This window comes from Ligilactobacillus sp. WC1T17, assembly GCA_900110005.1.
Lineage (GTDB): Bacteria > Bacillota > Bacilli > Lactobacillales > Lactobacillaceae > Ligilactobacillus > Ligilactobacillus ruminis_A.
On sequence record FOCC01000002.1, the window covers coordinates 153,502 to 174,841 of the forward strand.

Here is a 21,340-nt window from a genome sequence, read left to right on the forward strand (position 1 = left end):
CCTTTGATAAAAAAGCGAATTAAATTTCAAATAATGCTTCCAACATTCGTAATTAACATCTTAAGGTTAACAATAAATGTTTCTTAGGTCAAGTGTTTTTCACGAACATTCACTAGAAAAAGAAAAAATTATCTTCGTTTTTTATATTTTCTAAGCAAAAATAGCTAAAATAAATATTTAAAACGTTTAAAAAACGAACATTAATAAAAAAGAGATAAAAGACACCCAGTCTTTTATCTCTCTTATCTCTCGTTATTTACTTGTTCCATGTAACAATACAAAACACCCTTAATCATCGTTTCCCGACTGTGCTTAGCTGTAACAATTTCGGGATAAACCAAAACCTGTTGGGCTTGCGGAAATTCGGCCACAATATCCGTATAAGCATTTTTGATGGTTTTAATTACTAATTCATTAGAGGAAATACCGCCTCCAATAGCAAAGCGCTGCACATCAACCAGCAGCTGCATATTAAACATCAATTGAGCGATATTTTTGCAAAAATTATTAAAAATGGAAAGAGCAGCTTTATCACCCGCTTCAATCAAACCAAATGCATGTGGTCCATCATAAACATCATCGTGTTTATCGACTACATTAATAGCTCTAATCATATTAATAGCTGAACAATTTGATCTGACCAAGCCTTGACTGCCTGGAACATTCAATTCATCTCTAATCAAGGAGAAGAGTCCCGCTTTTTGGTGTGCACCAGCAATATAGTTGCCGTCAATCGCTAACCCACCGGTCACACTATTACCCAAGGTTAATAAAATACCGCTGTCAACGTCCTTTAAGGCGCCATCCCAAACCTCGGCTGTCGTGGCTGCCCGCCCTTCACTTTCAACTTTAACAATAATTTTGCTATTCTCAGGCCCCAAGATATCTTCCATAGAAATCCCGTTAATAAAGGGCAACCCTTCACAGTTATAAAAGGCCAAATTTTCATAATCAACCATAGCCGGCGCACTAATTGAAATACCGTTAATTCGCTGCCGGTTATCATTAATAATCTTACGTAAAGCATCTTTAAATGTTCCTAACGTCTTCGGCGTCGGCAGTACCTTGAGCAGCAAAATTTTGCCGCTACTGTCCAAAATGCCGTATTTTAAAGAAACACCACCAATATCAACACATAAATATGCCATCTTCTTACCCCCACCTTTTACAAATGTAACCGCTTATTATTACAAGACTAGCATACCTTTTTTTTACTTTAAAAGCAATCAAAATACTAGATCACTATTAAAATAAAAGTCGGCCTCAAGCCGACTCTTATTTTTGAGCTATTCATCTAAGCCAACACGTTTGAAAATATCATCTACATGCCGCAAATGCCAATGATAGTCAAAAGCATCGTCCAAATCTTCCTTGCTTAAGCGCTTGGAAATAATTGGATCATTTTCCAATAACGGTCTGAATTGAACTTGTTCATCCCAAGACTTGGCGGTGTATGGTTGCACCAAATCATAAGCTTCTTCACGACTCATACCGGTATCAATCAACTTAAGCAAAACCCGGCCGCTATAAATCAAGCCGAACGTTCTCGTCATATTCTTCTTCATATTTTCTGGGAAAACAGTCAAATTCTTTAAAATATTGCCAAAGCGGTGCAGCATGTAGTCAATTAAAATTGTTGTATCCGGCAGAATAATTCTTTCGGCACTGGAATGAGAAATATCCCGTTCATGCCACAAAGCTACATCTTCAAAAGCGGTAACCATGTGTCCCCGGCAAACCCGCGCTAAACCGCAAATATTTTCTGAACCGATAGGATTGCGCTTATGCGGCATCGCGGAAGAACCTTTTTGGCCTTTAGCAAAATGTTCTTCTACTTCGCGGCATTCTGATTTTTGCAAACCACGAATTTCCGTGGCAAATTCTTCAAGACTGGTAGCAATCAAAGCTAAACATGCTAAATATTCAGCATGCAAATCACGCGGCAAGACTTGGCTGGAAATTTCTTGAGCACGAATACCCAACTTGTCACAAACATATTGTTCCACAAAAGGATCAATATTGGCAAAAGTACCCACAGCACCGCTAATTTTACCAGCTTCAACGCCCTTAGCTGCATGTTCAAAACGTTCCATATTGCGTTTCATTTCTGAATACCAGCGAGCCAATTTAAGCCCGAAAGTTGTTGGTTCAGCATGCACACCATGCGTACGGCCCATCATAACTGTGTATTTGTACTTTTTAGCTTGATCAGCCACAATTTGGGTAAAATCTTTTAAATCTTGCCGCAAAATATCATTAACTTGTTTTAATTGGTAACCATAGGCTGTATCAACCACATCAGTACTGGTTAAGCCATAATGTACCCACTTTTTTTCAGGTCCTAAAGATTCAGATAAGCAGCGCGTAAAAGCAATCACATCGTGGTGGGTTACTGCTTCAATTTCTTGAATACGGTTCACATCAAATTTAGCATTTTGCTTAAGTTTAGCCACGTCTTCACTAGGAATATGTCCTAATTTGGACCATGCTTCATCGGCTGCCAATTCAACAGCCAACCAGCATTCATACTTTTTTTCATCGTTCCAAATAGCTGCCATTTCTGGTCTTGTATAACGTGAAATCATTAAAAAAATCTCCTTTAATCCCAAACTTTGGTTGTTTTAATTTCTGCTAAAGTTTTTTCTACATCACGGGTCAAAATGGTCACATGCCCCATTTTACGATCAACTTTGGCCAAGTCTTTGCAATAATCATGAAAATGCCACTGCGGTTTTTGCTTAATCAATTGCTTAACCCCATCAACATGCTGGCCTAATACATTAACCATCACCACAGGGCTAAGCAATTCAATCTGTGGCAAAGGCCAATTTAAAATGGCACGATTATGCACCGCAAATTGTGAAAAATTGCAGGCTTCAATCGAATAATGGCCTGAATTATGCGGACGTGGGGCCAATTCGTTAATGTAAATTTCCTGGTCTTTGCCAATGAACATTTCCACCCCTAAAATGCCGCACAAATTAAGAGCCCGAGCCACATTTTCTGCCACTTCCTGTGCTTTTTTTTGCAAGGTTGAACTGATGCGGGCCGGCACAATGCTTTCATGTAAAATATGGTTGCGGTGAATATTTTCACTGACTGGGAAAACAGCCACCTCTCCGTCAGCATTACGTCCGACCATGACCGAACATTCCATTGAAAAAGCCACAAAGCCTTCCAAAATACAAGGGCCAGCTTCTAACAAGGCCTTGGCTTCCTTGATATCAGTCACTGTTTTAAGGCTATATTGTGCCTTGCCGTCATAACCGCCTTGACAAGTTTTTAAAATGCTGGGATATCCCAACTCTTCTAAACCTTTAGTTAAATCATCGCTATTATTGACCGCTCTAAAAGGAGCCGTCTTTAACCCATGCTTTTGTAAAAAGCTTTTTTCTAAAATGCGGTCTTTGGTAATCTTCAACAATTCCGTTCCTTGCGGTAGATAAGTAAATTGCGCTACCGCTTCTAAAGCATCCAAATCAACATTTTCAAATTCATAAGTCAAAACATCGCTCTTTTTAGCTAAAACTGCCAAGGCCTGTTGATCATCATAAGCTGCCACGATAAGTTCATCAGCCACTTGTCCAGCAGAACAATGCGGATTAGGATCCAAAATATTGACGTACATACCAGCCTGCTTAGCCGATAAAGCTAGCATCTGACCTAACTGACCGCCGCCAATAATTCCTATCGTTTTTCCCTGTTCAATCATTTTAGACAAGTTGATCACTACTCTTTTCCGCTTGATCATGCATCTTTTGACGATAAGCTGTCAACTTTTGCTGAATTTCAGGCTTAGTTGTGCCTAAAATTTCCAAAGCCAATAAAGCTGCGTTTTTAGCACCGGCAACCCCAATGGCTGTAGTAGCCACCGGTACTCCGGCCGGCATTTGGACGATTGATAACAAAGAATCCACTCCGTTTAAGGTATGAGTTTTAACCGGTACCCCAATCACTGGTAAAACAGTATTAGCTGCAATCATGCCCGGCAAATGGGCTGCCCCACCCGCACCGGCAATAATTACTTTAGTGCCGCGGCTTACAGCCTTTTTAGCAAAAGAATACATCTCTTCCGGCATCCGGTGTGCTGAGATAACTGCCTTATCATACTTAACGTCAAATCCATCTAAAATTAATGCAGCTTCTTTCATAGTTGCCCAATCAGAAGAACTGCCCATTACGAGACTAATTTCGTTACTCATACATTAACCCTCCATTTGCTTTTAGCATAACAAAAAGCAGGATTAATGTCAAAAAAAATCGAACATTAACTGTACCTTTATCCTAAAAACGCCAGAAATGTTCGTGATTAAAATGGATTTATGCAATTTTAAAAGCTTTTACCCCGTCAAAAGGCGTAATTTATTTTTTTGCTTGCACCGCTTTTTGAAAGCATGTAAGATGGTTAAGTACGTAATTTAAGGGAGCGATTTTTATGATTACTTTAGCTGGTATCATTGGTTCTGGAAAATCCAGCTTAACCGAAATTTTATCTAACGAGCTTAAAAGCCAGCCTTTTTATGAACCCGTCGATGACAACCCCGTCTTACCTTTGTTTTACAAAGGCAATGAATTGGCTGCAGCTAAAAGAAAAGCCGGCTTAAAAGATGCTACTAATCCTTATGCTTATCTTTTACAAACTTTCTTTTTAAATCGACGCTTCATGATGATGAAAAAAGCCATGCAGGCCCCAAATAATATTTTAGACCGTTCAATTTATGAAGATGCCATGTTTATGCGGATGAATACTGAAATGGGCAATGCCACCCAATTAGAATATGCTACTTATCAAGAATTGCTGCAAAACATGCTATCTGAATTAACCAATGCTCAGCCTCAACAAAATAATGACTTGATGGTAATGATTCATGTCTCATATGACACCATGCTTAAACGGATTCAAAAAAGAGGCCGCGAATATGAACAAATCTCAAGTGATCCTTCTTTAGTAGACTATTACCAGCGACTTTTACGTTATTATGATGAATTTGAAAAAAATTATGACTTATCTGAAATGCTGATTATTGACGGCGATAAATTAGATTTTGTTGAAAATATCAATGATCGTAATTTAGTTTTGGACCTGATTGAAGACAAATTGCAAACATTGGGAAATTTAACCGCTGCTGATGTTCGCCTGCTCAAACAAAAACGCCATTAATTCACAAAAAACAGCAAAAAAATCACTTTTTTGCTGTTTTTTTATGCATTTATTTAAATTTGACTTATTTTTTATAAAAATATAGAATGTTTTTTACAGATACAACCACATCAGAAAGGATTATCTATGTCAAAAAAATGCTTTGCCCTAGTACTCAGTTTTATTTTATTATCTGAGTCCCTATTGAGCCTTGTTGCAATTAATGCTCTTTACCAGCATCAGCTGACGTTGTTAAATAACCTCGGTAATACTTTAATTGCCCGTATGAATACTCCTTACCATAGTCAAAAAAATGGCGAAATTATCGAAAAAAACCATGTAATAACATATATTTTTTCAAACAAGCCTTTTAATTTATCAAACACTCAAAAGTATCAGTTAAAACAAAAGCAATCAATAGCAGTATCCAAAATTAATAGCTATACTGTCTACTTAACTTACAAAGATAAAAAAACACAACACATGCAATATCTTAAAATCACCAAAACTCCAACTAGTCTGTACGACATAGGCTATTTTGGCATTATCTTATTATTAACGCTGGCAAGTGCTTTAGTTTTGTACCTGTTAAAATACTATCACTTCAATCCGCAATTAAAAATAAAAGCATCCTAAATGGATGCTTTTATTTTTCGTGAAATATTTTTTTTAGCGTTTGCGTAGTTCCTGTAACTAACAGCCGCAAATCAGCGTGTAATTTAACATTGGGATCAACGTCCAACGTTAAATGCCCCTGAGTGCGAATTCCAATTACATTCATTTGATACTTGTGCCGAATATCAAGCTGGGTCAAACTCTTTCCCAACCATTTTTGTGGAATATCAATTTCAAAAACAGAATTATCATCATCAATTTTAATGTAATCAAAAATGTGGTCTGAACTATATCTGATAGCTGACCATTGTGCCAATTCTTTTTCGGGATAAACCACTTCATCTGCACCATTGCGCAGTAAAAATTTAGCGTGAACACCTCGTGCTGCTCTGGCAACAACTTTTTTAGCACCTAATTCTTTTAACAGCAAGGTGGTTTCAAGTGAACTTTGAAAATCATCCCCAATTGCTACCACGCATAAATCATAATCATTAATCCCTAAACTCCCCATAAAATCAGGGCTGGTCGTATCACCAATTAAACCTCTAGAAGCATAAGGCAAAGCCTGCTTAACTCTTTGCTCATCACTATCAACCACCATCACCTGGTGTCCTAGTTCATTTAATTTTTCAGCCATGTGCCGACCAAAACGGCCTACACCTACAATTAAAACTGATTTCATAATTCTTCCTTTCTAACCTACACTAATATCTTCAGTTGGATACCGAGGCTCAAATAAGTTATTCTTTTTAACCACCGTGGCAAAAGCCAGATTCATCCCGCCTACCCGGCCAATAAACATCAAAATAATTAAAATGCATTTCGAAATGTCCCCTAAATGCGGTGTAATCCCCAATGTTAAACCTACTGTAGCAATCGCCGATGTCGTTTCAAAAAGACTGGTCAAAAAGTTTATATTTTCAATATGCGAAATGATTAAAGCGCCAATTACATCTAAGCCTAAATATAAAGTGCAAATGGCAGTGGCATTATCAACGACTTTTGAAGCAATTCGCCGGCCAAAAACGGTAATATCTTGTTTATGATGTAAAACGGCATGGGTTGCTAGTAAGATAACTGCCACCGTATTCATTTTGATGCCGCCTGCAGTCGAACCCGTCGAGCCCCCAATCAGCATCAAAATAATATTAACGATAATTCCATCATCACTTAACTGATTCAATGAAACGGTATTAAAGCCTGCCGTTCGCGGACTGATTGTGGTAAATAAAGCTGCTAAAATCCGTTCTTTTAACGGTAAAGTCTGAAATTCGCATATATAAAAATAAGTAAAAGGCAAAACCAGCAAAATCACACTAACAGCCAAGACAAGTTTTGATTGCAAGCAATATTTATTGAAATGCCATTTATAATCTCGCACATCCTGCCAAGTCCGAAAACCAATTCCCCCGATTAAAATCAACAGCATAATAGTTAAATTCACAGGAACGTTATCCTGATAAGCTGTCAGCGAAACATATGGTTTTTGAATTCCAAGCAAGTCAAAGCCTGCATTGCAAAAGGCCGAAATTGAATGAAAAATAGCATATAAAGCACCTTTAGCAAGGCCAAATTGCTGATAAAAAGTTGGAAATAGGCAAACTGCACCTAAAAGCTCCACACCCAAAACCGTTTTTAAGATAAATGATGTAAACCGGACAATTCCGCCCATATAAAAGGCTGAGATAGATTCTTGCATGATTGATCGTTGCAAAAGGCCGATTTTTTTGCCCGTCATGAGCGAAAAAGCTAAAGTCACCGTGATAATACCCAGCCCGCCAATTTGAATTAAAATTAAAATAACAACTTTGCCAAATATACTCCAATAAGTAGCCGTATTATGCACGATCAAACCGGTCACACAACCAGCCGACGTCGCGGTAAATAAAGCATCTAAAAACGGCGTAGCCTGTCCTTTTACTTGCGCGATGGGCAAGTGGAGCAAAAAGCCCCCCATTAAAATCAAACTAAAATATCCTAAAATAATAATCCTAAAAGATGTCAATTCTTTACTATTCATCTACTACCACCTATCAAAAAGGACTGGTTAATCCAGTCCTTATTAACTAGCCTTTTACTTCATTCAAATCAAATGCAGGCATCTTTTTTAAAGCATCCAAAGCTGAAAAGTATTCTTTATCAACCATGTTAACTAAAATTTCATTCTTAAAATTGTCCGGCAACCAACCATAATTTGACCGTGATAATAATGGTATCAAATAATCATCGATAATCCCTAGGCCTAATTGATAAATATCTCGCTTAAAGGATTCATCTTGAAGCAATTTGCCATATTCATCTGCCATTGGTGATTGAAATTGCGTTAAATATTCCTGCATCAGTAATGTTCGACTAGCCAGTGAAGCCTTAGAAAATTTAACCGCAAAAGCAAAAACCGCTAACTTTTCCTTAGACCACTTATAATGATTTGAAAATAACACATAAGCTAAAGCCATATTCAATACCGCTTTTTGGTAAGCCTTGATGAGGTTGCGATCATCGCCGGTTTTAAGATGTTCATATCTATAAGCTCTTAAAAAGACTTCCGCACAATAATCATTAAACGCTAGGCGATATTCATCCCGCGCCTCATAGGCTTGTGCCCGCATTGCATATACTGGGGGTAAAACATTGTGCTTTAAAATCTTATTACTGTATTTAACGGCATCTTGATAGCGGCTGTAAGCTACTCCTCGATCCAAAGCATTTTCGACTTTTTTCGTCAAGGCATAAATCGTTGTTGATGGACTATCAAAAACACTGCGATCAAATGATGTAATAAACCGATCGGCATCAGCGTGGATATCAGATGTTGTCAGATAAAGATCATATCGTTCACAAATTTTGCTCAACCGGGTAATATTGGCATGAAAATCATCTATACTGCTCTTCTTATAAACATCATTCATAAAGCGCAACTTATATTTGTTTTCATGACCACTATTAATATAGCCAAACAATTCAAAAACCCACGAACTGCCTTGACTAATAGCATTTGATCTAAAAGCCTGCCCTTCAAATTTTGCTAAAACAGGTGCACAAATCTTACGCGACATTAAACTTTTCTTCGTGATAGCCGTATTTAAATTGACAAATTTGATATAATCCAGTTGCGTATCATCGGTCATACTTTCAAACCATTTTTCACCGTGCCGCATTTCATTTAAAATCATTGCATAACCCAAAGAAGCCGCAAAATCATCAGCTCTTTGAAAAAATCTATTTTCATCTTTGGTCAGCATTCTGTCAATAAGTTTACTACTTTCAAAGGCCAAATATAAAAGATAAAAGGCTGCTTCTTTAGGATTATTCTGCTGTAAATATAAACGATAAAGCAACATCAATAATTGACTATTCAAGCGCTTTGAATCTTTAAAAACTTTCAGGGCCTCATTTAATGCTTTCTCATTTTGATTTGAATTCATCAACGTTGTAATCAATTCAACGGCTTGTTTAACATCCATTTGTTCCATGGCGACCCCTTCTTTACCTTATTTACCTCTATTATACAAAACTATTGTTTAATTTACCTTAGTCCATCATTGAATAATATGTGAACATTTGTTTTACTGCTTCAAACGATAGATAATGCAGGCCAAATAATAAACCAAACTTTCGTCGTAAACAGATAAATCACATTCCAACAACTTGCTAATTTGTTTAAGCCGATATTTAACCGTATTTCGGTGAACAAACAATAATTCACTGGCCTTTTGAATATCTCTTTGCGAATCAAGCAGATAAACACATAAAGTATGCATTAATTCTTGATTTTCACGCAACTTACTAATGGAACTCTCTAATGTAGTAATTTCTGAACTATTACGCTCCCAACCAATCTCAATATTATTAATATATTCGCACTTAATCATTGAAAAGAAACGTGTGGTCGGAAAAACTTTACGTAAGGCAAGTTTATGCGTCATCACCAAACGATAATTCCGGCCAAAATTATCGATTGATTTGGTATTAGGACTGTAAATAATCGCATCAATATTTTGCTTGCTATAGCTGCTTTCCAAAAAATCGCGACAAATGTCCATCTCTGTTTTTTTACTCTGACAATCTCCACACAGAACAACAATGTAATTATCAAGATAATCAACTAACACTTCTTGATAAAATTTATGTAAATAATTATTTAGATGAGTAATAATATCTTGAATCTGATCTAAAGTATAGGTTGAAACAATCCACATCACTGATAATTTATCCAAATCAACATCCAAGTTCTGCGCTAACCGCCACATTCGATCAGCTTCATTATTTAAAATTCCCGAAATTAAAGAGTATTTCGTTGCATATAAAGTGCTCTTACCCCAGACAAATAAAGAACTTTCAACCACATTTTTAGCTTGTAAAAGTTGGCTTTTAGATAATACACCCCGCTCTTTAATGAGCCATAACCAATAATTGCTTGCTTCACCTTGACTGTCTAATTTAATTTTCAAATAATTAATTTGATCATCTTGCACATTTCCCTTAGTTATTTGTGCAAAATCAAGCTTGGAATTACGCGGCCAACGCGTAGCATATTCTACTTCTCCTTCATCGCTGACAATGGCAACATTGGCTTTTGTAACATCCGCCAACATCTTTAACGTTGTTTCCATGGTTTGCGACCAACGTGGCACTTCTGATAATTTTCGCTTAATTTCGGTAGCAAAATTGGCATCGGGATGTTCCAGCAAAAGTTGTGAAATTTCATATATTGCCTCGCTAAAGCGTATTTGCGTATTTTTTTGCGGCATTTGAATAATGGCAAAATCTTTTTCATCAGCAACTTGCAACACCCGATCATCCAAATATGGTAAAAAAACCCCGACATAATAGACAATCAGCCCCACTGCCCCTAAATCATGCATATTATTGATAATTTCAATTTGACGGCCTAAATCATCTTTAACACTATAAAAAGAAGTAATATCCAACTCACCAAACAAATATTCATCCGCTCTAAATAATTTATGCTTTATTTCGTTTACGCTATCAGCTTCCAAAAAAGACAGCGCCAAAACTTCCCGTTCTAGTGCGCGTTTCCCTGCAACAACTTCAGCACCGTTTAAAGAAGGCAACTTTAAAATTTCCTTTAATTGCACACCCATATCATCACTCCCTAGGTTACGTAATCATCCTGAGTATACCGCGTTAAAATAACTTATTCAAAAGATTAACACCACTAAGTCCCGCCTTTTTTAAGGATATTTCAGAAAAATCTACTTTAAAAATACGCATAATGGTGTAAAATTAAGGAGTTAAAACTATTTTATTATGGGGGTTACTATGTTTATCGGATATTACAATTACGCCGTTATGTTAACTTACTTAAGCATGCTAATTTCATTTGGTGGCATTAGCTATGCTGTTGACGGCAATATTTTTGCAGCTTGCATATGTTTATTAATTTCTGGCATCTGTGATACTTTTGACGGCAAAATTGCACGCACTAAAAAACGTACTCACCATGAAAAACGCTTTGGCATTCAACTTGACTCCTTATCTGACGTCGTTTGCTTTGGTGTCTTACCCGCAACCATTACTTACCGTTTAGGCGGTCCACACAACCACCTTACCTTAGCTGTGTGTGCTTTATATGTTTTAGCAGCTATTATTCGCTTAAGCTGGTTTAATGTTGACGAAGAAGTCCGCCAAGATCAAACCAGTACTGACCGCAAATATTATACTGGTTTGCCTGTAACAGTCAGTGCATTTGTCTATCCCGTTATCTGTTTAATAACTTCTTTGTATCAAGCTATTATTATTGCAACTCTTCTTTTAGCTATCTTGGCTATTGCTTTTGTAGCACCAATTAAAGTGCCTAAGCTGAACTTTTCGCTGCATCGCCAAAAAGAAAAGGATGAAAAACATGCCTAATTCGCAAAATCATTTTGTTTCCTGGCTTTATACGACTGTTTCAGGTCGTCTCTTTTTAAAGGGTCTTTTACACTCCAAAGCTTTAAAAGCTGCTGAACTTTACGTTAAATCACCAGCTTCTAAGAAAATCATCCCAGCTTTTATTAAGCAAAACCAGCTTGACATGACAGAATACGGCCATGTTAATTACCATTCTTATGCTGAATTTTTCAGTCGCCAAAGGTTAGCACAATATCAAACTTTTGATACTAATCCCAAGCATTTTATTGCTCCTTGCGACAGTTTTCTTTCAGCTTATCAGCTCGATCAGCAGTCTGTCTTTAAAATCAAAAATTCAAGCTACCGTGTCAGCGACTTTTTAGACGATACCACCTTAGCTCAAAAGTTTAAAAATGGTCTGTGCCTCGTTTTTCGCTTAGAAGCATCGGATTACCACCGTTACTGCTATGTTGATGATTGTTTTAAACACCAAGACCATTTTTTAGAAGGTGTCTTGCATAGTGTGCAGCCTCTAGCCTTAGAACAAGCACCCGTCTTCATCAAGAACCGGCGCTTATGGACCTTGTTGGAAACCAAACACTTTGGCCTGATTGTTCAAACCGAGATTGGTGCTTTACTCGTTGGTGGCATCAAAAACAACCATCAGACAGGGCATTTTATCAAGGGAGAAGAAATGGGCCGCTTCGAGTTACACGGTTCAACTATTGTCCTTTTGCTGGAAAAAGATCAAGTTAAATTAACTGCTAAATATCAGCCCGCTTTTAAAACCGAAGTTAAAGTAAGACAAGGAGATTGGATTGCCGATGCCCTTAACGCTTAAAAAATTGCTACCTAAATATGCCATTTTACCTTTAATTACAGTTGTTGTTTGGAATATGGCCGTTTACTTCGGCAGTCGCTTCTTTTCGACAGGGCTCTACCATTATAATTTGACGAGTCGCTTTGATGACATGATTCCGCTTGTACCTTGGACGGTAGTTATTTATTTAGGCTGTTATCTTTTTTGGATTGTCAATTATATTTTAAGTTGTCAAACTACGAAAGCAAAAGTTGCTCAATTTACCAGCGCTGACATTCTGGGTAAAACGGTCTGTCTCATTTTTTATTTATGCCTGCCAACTACTAATATCCGGCCTGAAATCACAGGAACCGACTTTTTTTCGCACCTTATGCTTTGGCTGTATCAAACCGATGCTGCGGACAACTTGCTGCCTTCAATCCATTGCCTGATCAGCTGGCTATGCTTTATTGGTGTTCGCAAATTAGACCATATCCCGCGCTGGTGGAAAATAGTTTCGCTTATGATTGCTATCTTAATCTGCCTTTCAACTCTAACCACCAAGCAACACGTTATTATCGACGTTTTAGCTGGTATTTTCTTGGCGGAAAGTTGCTATTTTATTGCCCAAAAATTTACCCCACTCAAGCCTTTAGTCAATTGGATTAAATAAAAGCAACCCCATAAGTTGGAACATAGCTAGCTTATGGGGTTATTAATATCAAAAATTAAAGAATAATATAGAGGAGAAAGTGGATATGCCAAGTAAAATATTTTTCGAAAAAAAGTATAACAACAGTAAAATTTGGTGGGTCACACGCGGATAAGTCGCAGATGGTGACCTGCTTCTGCTGGAAAAAGGCCCGCTTGAGATTAGTTTTGATCAGAAAACCATTCTCAACTTGTGGCAAGATTTTCCGGACAAATTTACCCCAGACCAAATTGCCATTTTCAAAAAAGAAGAACCATACTGGGCTAATTTCTTTGCAGATAGATTATCTAGCAAGTAAAAAAGTATATCATATTGGTAAATATTTGCAGCAATATGACTTAATTATCTTGTTATCAAGCAATTGCTAAAAGATTATATTAATCACCTTTATTTCGTTTATGCTGATATATTTAACAAAAAGGGCCGTGATATGACCAATTCAAAATTAAAAAGAAAAGCAAGCCAAATCCTTAATCAAAGCACATTTAAAGCAAAAGCAGTGAATTTATATTTTCCAGTTGCTCTTTATCTTTTTTGTTTTCATATTTGGGACTATTATAATTCTTGGATATTTTTAATTGACGCAAAGATAGAGTTGCAATTTTTTATGTTCTTAAGCTCGCTATTGATTGTAAATATTCTTACAGGCATTATCTTATCTTTGGCACTTAAAATCGTCACTTTTAATTGTCTAGATTTGACATATCACAAAAATTTACAAGAAACCATCCAAACAAGCAAAGGACTTGGTATCTTTACCAGTTATCAAAAAAAATGCTATTCTTATGCTAAAATATATCGTAAAAATTATGCTGCTTGCTATCGTTAAGGGGATTCTCCTTACACTGTGTGCCTTGTTGTTCTTAGTTTCTGCTATTATAAAGGGTTTAACTTATTCTCAAACGCTATTTATCGTGAAAGATTTAATAAAAAAGACAAGCCATCTCAATTATAGACGTTATTACTCAAAGTCAAAGACTAATGCATGGACATAATGGGAATATTTTTGCTTACAATTAAGTTTTATTGGCTGGTATTTATTAGTTATCATGACTTGTGGTATTGCCTTAATTTGGGTTTATCCCTATATCCAAACTACCAATGCTCTATACTATCGAAACTTGGTCAAGACAATGAACGAACCGTAACAAGCTAAAGTATAATATTTATATAGTCTATTTTTGTCAAAGCGCCCCTCTTTTAGAGGGGCGCTTATTTTATAAAAACTTATATCGTCAACCGTTCATCATGAATATTTTTACGGGATACGCCCGCAGCTCTCACATTTTTTTCAACCTTTAAGACGGTAGGCGCTGCTCCAACCACAATAAATTGGCCTTTTGCAAGTGAAATAATGGTTTGGTGTGAGACTTCTAAGACTTCTGCCAATTCTTCTTGGGTCATACCAAGTTAGATTTTGCTATTAAATACAATCGTAAGACGCTCCAAATAAGTAAACAACAACAGTGCGTTGTTGTTTACTTATTTTTTTAAGCTTGCTAAGATATATTTAGGAGGCGATTTTCATGCATAAGATTGGTTTAATTTTCGCATTTATTGTAGCACTAGAAGCCTTTTACATCATGGGTTTAGAAATGTTTGGTTCAAATGAAAAGCTGGCCCAAACCTTTAAAATGGATATAAACTATGTTAAGCAAACCCAAGCACGCGTGGCGATGGCCAACCAAGGTTTATACAATGGTTTTTTAGGGGCTGGACTTATGATGTCTTTATACATCTTGCCTGCTTCTGCTCAATTTATGGCTACTGCGATGTTTTTAGTCTTTGTGACCATCGCTGCTATTTACGGCTGGCTATCCACTAAAAACATCTCCGTCCTCTTCTTACAAGGGACACCCGCTATCATCGCTTTGATATTTTGGTGCCTTTAAAACAACCATTGCTCCTCACCCTTTGTACAAGCCAAAGCAGCCACCGGCGATGCCAAAGCTCTTTAAAGGATACTCAAAATAGCGCTGCTGTGCTAGACCGTATCATACCTTAATAAATATCATACGCATATAAATTAAATATAAAAAATAAGACCCCGCCAACATAACGGGGTCTTATTTTTCAGCATAGCTTAACTCAAGCTTTTATTTTAAACTAGCAGATATTATTCTTCGACTTCAAAACGGTCAGTATTATGCTTCAAATTATTAGCAATATCATGCAAATCGCCAACATGTTGACCAAATTCATCCATCGTTGCCAAAACTTCTTCAGAGTTAGCAGAAACTTCCTGGGTCCCAGCGGCATTTTCCTGAGTTGAAGCAGAAATACTTTCCAATCCTTCCAGCCTAATTTGAACATTTTTCGTTTTTTATATTTCCCAGGGCATAAAAAAACAGTTAGCAGCCTTTTGGCTGCTAACTGTCTTATTTGGCATATTCAATCGCCCGTGTTTCACGAATAACCGTAACTTTAATATGTCCTGGATATTCCAGTTCTGTTTCAATTTTATTTTTAATATCCCGTGCCAAAACGGCAGCGCCATTGTCATCAATTTTTTCGGGTTGTACAATAACTCTGACTTCTCGACCAGCCTGAATAGCATAGCTCTTCTTGACACCTTCGAATTCATTAGAAATATTTTCTAATTTTTCCAAACGATGGATATAATTTTCCAAGGATTCGCTCCGAGCCCCTGGACGAGCTGCTGAAACAGCGTCAGCAGCTGCTACTAAGACAGCAATTACTGACTTAGCTTCCACATCGCCGTGATGTGATGCAATAGTATTGACAACCAATTCATTTTCATGATACTTTTTGGCCAATTCAACCCCAATTTCAACATGGGATCCATCAACTTCATGATCCACTGCCTTGCCAATATCATGCAATAGTCCTGCGCGTTTCGCTAATGTAACATCTTCACCTAATTCAGCAGCAAGTACACCTGCAATCTTAGCGACTTCAATCGAATGTTCCAGCACATTTTGGCCATAGCTAGTCCGATAATTAAGTCGTCCAACGGTCTTAATCATGTCTGGCTGCATTGAATGAATGCCCAAATCAAAGATGGTTTCTTCACCTTTTTCTCTAATTTTGGTATCCATCTCCCGTGTAGCCTTTTCGACCATTTCTTCAATTCTGGCAGGATGAATCCGACCATCTTGAATTAATTTTTCAAGTGCCATCTTGGCAATCTCCCGCCGTACCGGATCAAAGCCACTCAAAACGACTGCTTCAGGCGTATCATCAATGATTAAATCAATCCCTGTTAACGTTTCAAGCGTCCGAATATTGCGACCTTCTCGCCCGATAATTCGACCTTTCATCTCATCATTAGGCAAGCTAACAACTGAAACCGTCGTTTCGGAAACCATATCAGCTGCACTGCGCTGAATTGCCTGAGCAATCAAATCCTTAGCTGTACGGTCCGCTTGGGCTTTAGCTTCCTCTTCGCTATTTTTAATCATTACAGCCAATTCACGATCTAAGCTTGTTTTAGTTTCTTTCAAAATTAAAGCTTTAGCCTGCTCCCGTGTCAAAGCAGCAATCTCTTCTAGCTTTTCTTCTTGCTTTTTTTCAAGTGAAGAAATATTGGCGCGCTTAGTTTCTAATTGTTGTTGATTAAAGTCAAGTTGTTTTTCGCGACGTTCAATCGTATGTTCCCGTTTTTCGAGAGCTGTATCTTTACGATCGATGTTCTCTTCACGCGCTAACAAACGATTTTCTTGTTTTTGCACTTCAGAGCGTCGTTCCTTCAACTCATCTTCAACTTCACTACGATATCGTTGACTTTCATCTTTAGCCTCAAGAATAGCCTCCTTCTTTTGGGCAGCTGCTTCTTTTTTAGCAGTAGCCAAAATACCTTCAGCTGTCCGCGAAGCAGCATCTAAGGTCTTTTCATAGCTATTTTTGCGGTATAAAATACCAACGAAAAATCCAAGCACTAATGTTACAATGGCGATTACGAGAACGCTAATTATAAATGTTGTACTCATTTCGCATCCTCCATATCGTTTATAAAATTGTGTTTTAAGATGTTAATTGTTTTTTCACACACTTAATATTTTAAGGTTTTTTGATATCAGATGTCAATGATTATAAGCTTAGCCTAGTTAAAAAAGTTCTATATAAAGAATTGTAAAACAGTTAGCCTTTATAATAAAAAGGCAGTAGCGCTACTGCCTTTTTATTATTTAGCTGCATTCTTAACAGCTTTATCATTTTCTTTAGCTGGCTGCTTGTTTTTCTTATCATCCAACAATTCCAGCTGTTCATCTTCAGTATCAGCAATACCGTAAGCTTTGCGAACTTTTTGCGTCACTGCAGCCATGACATCAGGATGCTCTTTCATGTACTTCTTGGCATTTTCCCGGCCTTGGCCAATCCGTTCTTCACCATATGAGAACCAAGAACCGCTCTTATTGATAATTTCTTTATCAACAGCCATATCAATTAATTCGCCGGTCTTAGAAACACCTTCACCGTACATGATATCAACTTCGGCTGTCTTAAATGGCGGCGCAACCTTGTTTTTAACCACTTTAATACGGACACGGTTACCAATAATATTAGACCCGTCCTTAATCTGTTCAGCTCTTCTAACTTCTAAGCGAATCGTAGAATAGAATTTAAGAGCCCGGCCACCAGGAGTTGTTTCAGGGTTGCCAAACATAACGCCAACTTTTTCACGAATTTGGTTGATGAATAAAGCAATCGTCTTCGTTTTATTGATTGTCCCCGATAATTTGCGCAAGGCTTGTGACATCAAACGTGCTTGCAAACCAACGTGGGTATCGCCCATTTCGCCTTCAATTTCTGCCCGCGGAACCAAAGCAGCCACTGAATCGACAACAACAATATCAATTGCGCCTGAAGATACTAAAGCATCACAAATTTCCAAGCCTTGTTCCCCTGTATCCGGTTGAGATAACAGCAATTCATCAATATTAACCCCTAAGGCTTGTGCATAAGCTGGATCCAACGCATTTTCAGCATCGATATAAGCAGCTGTACCACCACGCTTTTGCACTTCAGCTACAGCGTGTAAAGCAACGGTTGTCTTACCTGAACTTTCAGGACCGTAAATTTCAACAATTCTTCCACGGGGATAACCACCAACCCCTAAAGCTTCATCTAAAGCCAAAGAGCCTGTTGGAACTGTAGAAATACGTGTATCAGCCTTGTCGCCCATTCGCATGATTGAGCCTTTGCCAAAACTTTTTTCAATCTTTTTAAGCGCATTGTCAAGCGCTGCTTTTCTATCGTCGCTCACTTGATGTCCTCCTTATAACCTGAACATTTGTTTTCCATAGATATATGATACTTGCTTTCAAACTAAAAAGCAAGTATTTTGCGAACTAAAGTTTGCCTTTATTTAAGGCCTGGTTTAATAAATTCAGCCCCTCTAAAACCGTTTTGGTGCGAATTTCAGCTCTATCACCATAAAAATGGCATAATTTAGTACTTACCGAACCGTCTTTTTGTGCTAAGCCAATCCACACGGTTCCAGCCGGATTTCCTTCTAAACTATCTGGCCCAGCAACGCCCGTAAAGGACAGGGCAAAATCAGTATTCATCAGTTTTAAAGTCTGCTTAGCCATCCATTGAGCAGTTATTTCGCTGACAACACCATTATCAGCAATAATGTCTTGCGGAATGTGCAAAAGTGAGGCTTTAGCTTGAGCCGCATAAGTCACAAAACCGCCATCAAAAACATTAGAAGCACCGGAAATTGAGGTAATCGTTGCTTGAAATAAGCCACCAGTCAAACTTTCCGAAGCAGCTACTTTTTTATGCTGCTCTTTGAGCTTTGAAACTACCACTTCAGCTAAACTGTTGTCATCGCCGTAGCCATAAAAATATTGGCCAACACGCGCTTTGATTTTGACTTCTAAGGTATCTAATAAGTTGTCCGCTTGGTCCTTTGTTTTGGCTTGAGCCGTCAATCTTAAAGTTACTTCACCTACTTTGGCATAAGGAGCTAAAGTAGGATTGGTTTGCTCTTCAATTAAGTCATGCAAATCAGTTACTAATTGTGATTCGCCAATGCCATAAAAACGCAATACCCTTGAAAACAGCAAATGATCAACTCTTTGCTTTAAGCGGGGCATAATTTCATCAGTAAACATTGGGCGCATCTCACTTGGCGGACCAGGAAGCAGAATATAATCCGGACCATTGGGATTAGAATAAAAATTACCAACTGCCATCCCAGCATGATTGGGAATGGCTTCTGAATCCTCCAAATACATTGCCTGCACTTTATTATTTTCAGTCATAACCTTGTGATTAGCCTGGTAGTAAGCTGTAATTGAAGCTAGTGCTGCCTGGTCAAGGGCCAGCTTTTGTCCTAAAAATTTTGCTACTGTTTGCTTCGTCAAATCATCCGCTGTCGGCCCTAACCCGCCTGAAATAATAATCAAGTCACTGCGTTTAGCCGCAATCTCCAAAACTTCTAGCATTCGTTGTTCGTTATCACCAACTGTTGTCTTAAAATAAACATCAATGCCCAATTCAGCTAACCGCCGGCTGATAAAAGTCGAATTAGTATCGGTAATTTGACCCAGTAAAATCTCAGTTCCTACTGAAATAACTTCTGCTCGCATTTTTTAACCACCTATCTATAAAGACGCATTTTTTTTACTTTTATTTTAAAAAAGGCCGCGTGAAATTGCGACCTTTAAACTTACTTGCTGAATGAATCTTCAAAAACAGCCCGACTATTCCAAAAATAATCAATCCCAGAATATACAGTAAAGAAAAGGCAAATATAGAGCAAAATTTCACCGATTGGAAAATGGATATTAATGAAGAAAACATCATTCAAATATAGGAAAATAATTGAAAACATCTGGGTAAAAGTCTTAATCTTGCCTGGCAATTTGGCCGCAATAACTTCTCCGTCATTTTCAACAACAATCAACCGCAAACCCGTTACGGCTAATTCACGGCAAACGATGATTGCTGCCACCCATGCTGGCACTTTATGCATTTGGACTAAAATAATGAAAGCAGTCATAACCAGCATTTTATCAGCCAAAGGATCCGCAAACTTACCAAAATTAGTAACTAATTTCTGTCTACGTGCAATTTGACCATCAGCAAAATCCGTAATCGAAGCGGCCGCAAAAATGATTGCTCCAATGAGTTGTGTCACCGGAATCGCTGTACCTGCAGCAGTTACACTTCCCCAATCTAAAGGTAAAAGCAAAACCAACATAAATAAAGGTATCAAAAAAATTCTAATAATGGTTAATTTATTAGGTAAATTCACAAAAATCACTCCTATTTCTTGCTTAACACATAAAAAGGCCGAGTTCCCCCCAGCCTTTTATCTTTATTGTTCCAAATTAAGGGTTATTGTTCGAACAGTCAATGTACTATTTTCGTTCTTATAATTGAAAGTCTTGCCATTGAGTTTCAAACTAGTTGAGTTTGAATTACCTAAGTTAATTGTAATCGTAGTTGTTCCTGAAGGCAAAGATACGGTATGGTTTTCGCCTGAATTCAAAGTACCTTGCCAAACTTGTGAACCGTTAGCAGAAACAGCAGACCAAGCGGCACTGCCATCAACAGTTAACTGTAATTCATTGGTTGAAGGTGCATTTGTTACATTATAAGTGAAGGTTGATCCATCTGAAGATACACTTTCAATCTTTTGTTTGGATGCCTTGCTGGAAGCTTTCTTTGAGCTTTCCTTAGCAGAAGAAGCCTTTTTTGAAGAAGCTTTTTGGCTGCTTGATGTCTTCTTTTCCGATTCAGAAGAAACCGAAACCGTTTGACTGGAAGAATCACTGGCCGCATTTTTAGAATGGTTGCCAAATGAAACAATATAGATGGTACCTAAAATAGCTACCACAACTACCACGATGATAATTGTTGGCAAATAATTGATTAATTTGTTTAAAAAATCATTTTTTTCAGCTTGTTCCATCCGCATAGCTTCGGTACGTGTTGTCGCTTCTTTTTCAACCGGATTTTCGATTTGAATATTAGTTTCTTCATCTAATTGTGCTAATAATTCCGCATCATTTAATCCGACTGCTTTAGCATATTGGCTAATAAATGCCCGCACATAAAAATTACCTGGTAAGGCATCAAAATTTTCGGATTCAATTGCAATCAAATAGCGCTTTTGAATCTTAGTTGTTTGTTGCAAATCGTCTAAGGTTAAACCCTTTTGTTCTCTTGCTTCTTTTAACGTTTGTCCTATCTCAGTCATTGAAATATCTCTCCATTGCTTTTTCTTTATATTATGAAAATAATT

The 21,340-nt window shown here is 37.6% G+C and carries 21 protein-coding genes and 2 pseudogenes; 8 read left to right on the top strand and 15 right to left on the bottom strand.

Annotated features, from left to right (window positions below):
- Nucleotides 1-242 precede the first annotated feature (242 nt).
- From BMX26_RS01920 to purE, 4 genes are all read right to left on the bottom strand, one after another.
- Nucleotides 243-1,148 carry an ROK family protein gene (locus BMX26_RS01920; protein ID WP_075529785.1) on the bottom strand — a complete coding sequence of 302 codons (906 nt, stop codon included), beginning with the start codon at nt 1,146-1,148 and terminating at the stop codon, nt 243-245.
- A 138-nt stretch (nt 1,149-1,286) separates the two neighbouring features.
- Nucleotides 1,287-2,585, bottom strand: coding sequence for an adenylosuccinate lyase (purB, locus tag BMX26_RS01925; protein ID WP_075529786.1), 1,299 nt, complete (start codon nt 2,583-2,585; stop codon nt 1,287-1,289).
- A 14-nt stretch (nt 2,586-2,599) separates the two neighbouring features.
- A complete protein-coding gene (gene purK, locus BMX26_RS01930) occupies nt 2,600-3,751 on the bottom strand; it encodes a 5-(carboxyamino)imidazole ribonucleotide synthase (RefSeq protein ID WP_075529787.1) in 1,152 nt (383 codons plus the stop codon).
- Entirely contained in the window at nt 3,714-4,202 is a 489-nt protein-coding gene (gene purE, locus BMX26_RS01935; RefSeq protein ID WP_075529788.1) for a 5-(carboxyamino)imidazole ribonucleotide mutase, read from the bottom strand. The genes purK and purE overlap by 38 nt, the downstream gene beginning before the upstream one ends.
- 233 nt (nt 4,203-4,435) lie before the next feature.
- Here purE and BMX26_RS01940 point away from each other — a divergent pair, with 233 nt between their 5' ends.
- Nucleotides 4,436-5,161 carry a deoxynucleoside kinase gene (locus tag BMX26_RS01940; protein ID WP_075529789.1) on the top strand — a complete coding sequence of 242 codons (726 nt, stop codon included), beginning with the start codon at nt 4,436-4,438 and terminating at the stop codon, nt 5,159-5,161.
- Between the two features lie 126 nt (nt 5,162-5,287).
- Complete coding sequence (locus BMX26_RS01945; protein WP_075529790.1) at nt 5,288-5,776, top strand: hypothetical protein; 489 nt, start codon at nt 5,288-5,290, stop codon at nt 5,774-5,776.
- A gap of 10 nt (nt 5,777-5,786) precedes the next feature.
- Here BMX26_RS01945 and BMX26_RS01950 read toward each other — a convergent pair whose 3' ends face one another.
- The 4 genes from BMX26_RS01950 to BMX26_RS01965 all read right to left on the bottom strand — a co-directional run bounded on the left by BMX26_RS01950 (nt 5,787) and on the right by BMX26_RS01965 (nt 10,860).
- The gene (locus BMX26_RS01950; RefSeq protein WP_075529791.1) at nt 5,787-6,437 is read right to left on the bottom strand and encodes a potassium channel family protein; all 651 of its coding nucleotides are present in this window, start codon (nt 6,435-6,437) and stop codon (nt 5,787-5,789) included.
- Between the two features lie 12 nt (nt 6,438-6,449).
- Nucleotides 6,450-7,775 carry a TrkH family potassium uptake protein gene (locus BMX26_RS01955; RefSeq protein WP_075529792.1) on the bottom strand — a complete coding sequence of 442 codons (1,326 nt, stop codon included), beginning with the start codon at nt 7,773-7,775 and terminating at the stop codon, nt 6,450-6,452.
- Nucleotides 7,776-7,821: 46 nt separating this feature from the next.
- Nucleotides 7,822-9,228, bottom strand: a complete 1,407-nt coding sequence (locus BMX26_RS01960) for a hypothetical protein (RefSeq protein WP_075529793.1) — start codon at nt 9,226-9,228, stop codon at nt 7,822-7,824.
- Nucleotides 9,229-9,321: 93 nt separating this feature from the next.
- Nucleotides 9,322-10,860 (bottom strand): PucR family transcriptional regulator, encoded by a 1,539-nt coding sequence (locus BMX26_RS01965; protein ID WP_075529794.1) that lies wholly within the window; start codon nt 10,858-10,860, stop codon nt 9,322-9,324.
- 178 nt (nt 10,861-11,038) lie between these two features.
- On the opposite strand from BMX26_RS01965, the gene BMX26_RS01970 reads away from it, so the two are divergent.
- The 5 genes and pseudogenes from BMX26_RS01970 to BMX26_RS01990 all read left to right on the top strand — a co-directional run.
- On the top strand, nt 11,039-11,629 hold the full coding sequence (locus BMX26_RS01970) for a CDP-alcohol phosphatidyltransferase family protein (protein ID WP_075529795.1): 591 nt from the start codon (nt 11,039-11,041) through the stop codon (nt 11,627-11,629).
- Nucleotides 11,622-12,449 (top strand): phosphatidylserine decarboxylase, encoded by an 828-nt coding sequence (locus BMX26_RS01975; RefSeq protein WP_225355179.1) that lies wholly within the window; start codon nt 11,622-11,624, stop codon nt 12,447-12,449. The genes BMX26_RS01970 and BMX26_RS01975 overlap by 8 nt, the downstream gene beginning before the upstream one ends.
- On the top strand, nt 12,433-13,080 hold the full coding sequence (locus BMX26_RS01980) for a phosphatase PAP2 family protein (protein ID WP_075529797.1): 648 nt from the start codon (nt 12,433-12,435) through the stop codon (nt 13,078-13,080). Before BMX26_RS01975 ends, BMX26_RS01980 begins: the two co-directional genes overlap by 17 nt.
- Before the next feature lie 469 nt (nt 13,081-13,549).
- Nucleotides 13,550-13,948, top strand: a complete 399-nt coding sequence (locus BMX26_RS01985; RefSeq protein WP_075529798.1) for a hypothetical protein — start codon at nt 13,550-13,552, stop codon at nt 13,946-13,948.
- Nucleotides 13,949-14,126: 178 nt separating this feature from the next.
- Nucleotides 14,127-14,267: pseudogene (locus tag BMX26_RS01990) on the top strand (DUF975 family protein); the annotation flags it as partial.
- 79 nt (nt 14,268-14,346) lie between these two features.
- Here the strand turns inward: BMX26_RS01990 and BMX26_RS09575 are convergent.
- The gene (locus BMX26_RS09575; RefSeq protein ID WP_180366044.1) at nt 14,347-14,523 is read right to left on the bottom strand and encodes a hypothetical protein; all 177 of its coding nucleotides are present in this window, start codon (nt 14,521-14,523) and stop codon (nt 14,347-14,349) included.
- 122 nt (nt 14,524-14,645) lie between these two features.
- Between BMX26_RS09575 and BMX26_RS01995 the strand changes: the two genes are divergently transcribed.
- Nucleotides 14,646-15,011, top strand: a complete 366-nt coding sequence (locus BMX26_RS01995) for a DUF1304 domain-containing protein (RefSeq protein WP_075529799.1) — start codon at nt 14,646-14,648, stop codon at nt 15,009-15,011.
- A gap of 224 nt (nt 15,012-15,235) precedes the next feature.
- Here BMX26_RS01995 and BMX26_RS02000 read toward each other — a convergent pair.
- From BMX26_RS02000 to BMX26_RS02025, 6 genes and pseudogenes are all read right to left on the bottom strand, one after another.
- A pseudogene (locus tag BMX26_RS02000) lies at nt 15,236-15,418 on the bottom strand (hypothetical protein); the annotation flags it as partial.
- 79 nt (nt 15,419-15,497) lie between these two features.
- Entirely contained in the window at nt 15,498-17,069 is a 1,572-nt protein-coding gene (gene rny, locus BMX26_RS02005; RefSeq protein WP_075529800.1) for a ribonuclease Y, read from the bottom strand.
- A 194-nt stretch (nt 17,070-17,263) separates the two neighbouring features.
- Nucleotides 17,264-18,346, bottom strand: coding sequence for a recombinase RecA (gene recA / locus BMX26_RS02010; RefSeq protein WP_075529801.1), 1,083 nt, complete (start codon nt 18,344-18,346; stop codon nt 17,264-17,266).
- An 85-nt stretch (nt 18,347-18,431) separates the two neighbouring features.
- Nucleotides 18,432-19,679 (bottom strand): competence/damage-inducible protein A, encoded by a 1,248-nt coding sequence (locus BMX26_RS02015; protein WP_075529802.1) that lies wholly within the window; start codon nt 19,677-19,679, stop codon nt 18,432-18,434.
- Between the two features lie 80 nt (nt 19,680-19,759).
- Nucleotides 19,760-20,347, bottom strand: a complete 588-nt coding sequence (gene pgsA / locus BMX26_RS02020; RefSeq protein ID WP_075529803.1) for a CDP-diacylglycerol--glycerol-3-phosphate 3-phosphatidyltransferase — start codon at nt 20,345-20,347, stop codon at nt 19,760-19,762.
- Between the two features lie 63 nt (nt 20,348-20,410).
- Nucleotides 20,411-21,295 (bottom strand): helix-turn-helix domain-containing protein, encoded by an 885-nt coding sequence (locus BMX26_RS02025; protein WP_075529804.1) that lies wholly within the window; start codon nt 21,293-21,295, stop codon nt 20,411-20,413.
- Nucleotides 21,296-21,340: the final 45 nt, after the last annotated feature.

Bases quoted from the DNA above. Each gene is read 5' to 3' on its own strand.
- BMX26_RS01980 (WP_075529797.1), top strand. From the start codon at position 12,433: ATGCCCTTAACGCTTAAAAAATTGCTACCTAAATATGCCATTTTACCT.
- BMX26_RS01940 (WP_075529789.1), top strand. From the start codon at position 4,436: ATGATTACTTTAGCTGGTATCATTGGTTCTGGAAAATCCAGCTTAACC.
- BMX26_RS01960 (WP_075529793.1), bottom strand. From the start codon at position 9,228: ATGGAACAAATGGATGTTAAACAAGCCGTTGAATTGATTACAACGTTG.
- BMX26_RS01985 (WP_075529798.1), top strand. From the start codon at position 13,550: ATGACCAATTCAAAATTAAAAAGAAAAGCAAGCCAAATCCTTAATCAA.
- BMX26_RS01920 (WP_075529785.1), bottom strand. From the start codon at position 1,148: ATGGCATATTTATGTGTTGATATTGGTGGTGTTTCTTTAAAATACGGC.
- BMX26_RS02015 (WP_075529802.1), bottom strand. From the start codon at position 19,679: ATGCGAGCAGAAGTTATTTCAGTAGGAACTGAGATTTTACTGGGTCAA.
- purK (WP_075529787.1), bottom strand. From the start codon at position 3,751: ATGATCAAGCGGAAAAGAGTAGTGATCAACTTGTCTAAAATGATTGAA.
- BMX26_RS09575 (WP_180366044.1), bottom strand. From the start codon at position 14,523: ATGACCCAAGAAGAATTGGCAGAAGTCTTAGAAGTCTCACACCAAACC.
- BMX26_RS01995 (WP_075529799.1), top strand. From the start codon at position 14,646: ATGCATAAGATTGGTTTAATTTTCGCATTTATTGTAGCACTAGAAGCC.
- purE (WP_075529788.1), bottom strand. From the start codon at position 4,202: ATGAGTAACGAAATTAGTCTCGTAATGGGCAGTTCTTCTGATTGGGCA.
- purB (WP_075529786.1), bottom strand. From the start codon at position 2,585: ATGATTTCACGTTATACAAGACCAGAAATGGCAGCTATTTGGAACGAT.
- BMX26_RS01950 (WP_075529791.1), bottom strand. From the start codon at position 6,437: ATGAAATCAGTTTTAATTGTAGGTGTAGGCCGTTTTGGTCGGCACATG.
- BMX26_RS01945 (WP_075529790.1), top strand. From the start codon at position 5,288: ATGTCAAAAAAATGCTTTGCCCTAGTACTCAGTTTTATTTTATTATCT.
- rny (WP_075529800.1), bottom strand. From the start codon at position 17,069: ATGAGTACAACATTTATAATTAGCGTTCTCGTAATCGCCATTGTAACA.
- BMX26_RS01970 (WP_075529795.1), top strand. From the start codon at position 11,039: ATGTTTATCGGATATTACAATTACGCCGTTATGTTAACTTACTTAAGC.
- BMX26_RS01975 (WP_225355179.1), top strand. From the start codon at position 11,622: ATGCCTAATTCGCAAAATCATTTTGTTTCCTGGCTTTATACGACTGTT.
- BMX26_RS01955 (WP_075529792.1), bottom strand. From the start codon at position 7,775: ATGAATAGTAAAGAATTGACATCTTTTAGGATTATTATTTTAGGATAT.
- BMX26_RS02025 (WP_075529804.1), bottom strand. From the start codon at position 21,295: ATGACTGAGATAGGACAAACGTTAAAAGAAGCAAGAGAACAAAAGGGT.
- BMX26_RS01965 (WP_075529794.1), bottom strand. From the start codon at position 10,860: ATGGGTGTGCAATTAAAGGAAATTTTAAAGTTGCCTTCTTTAAACGGT.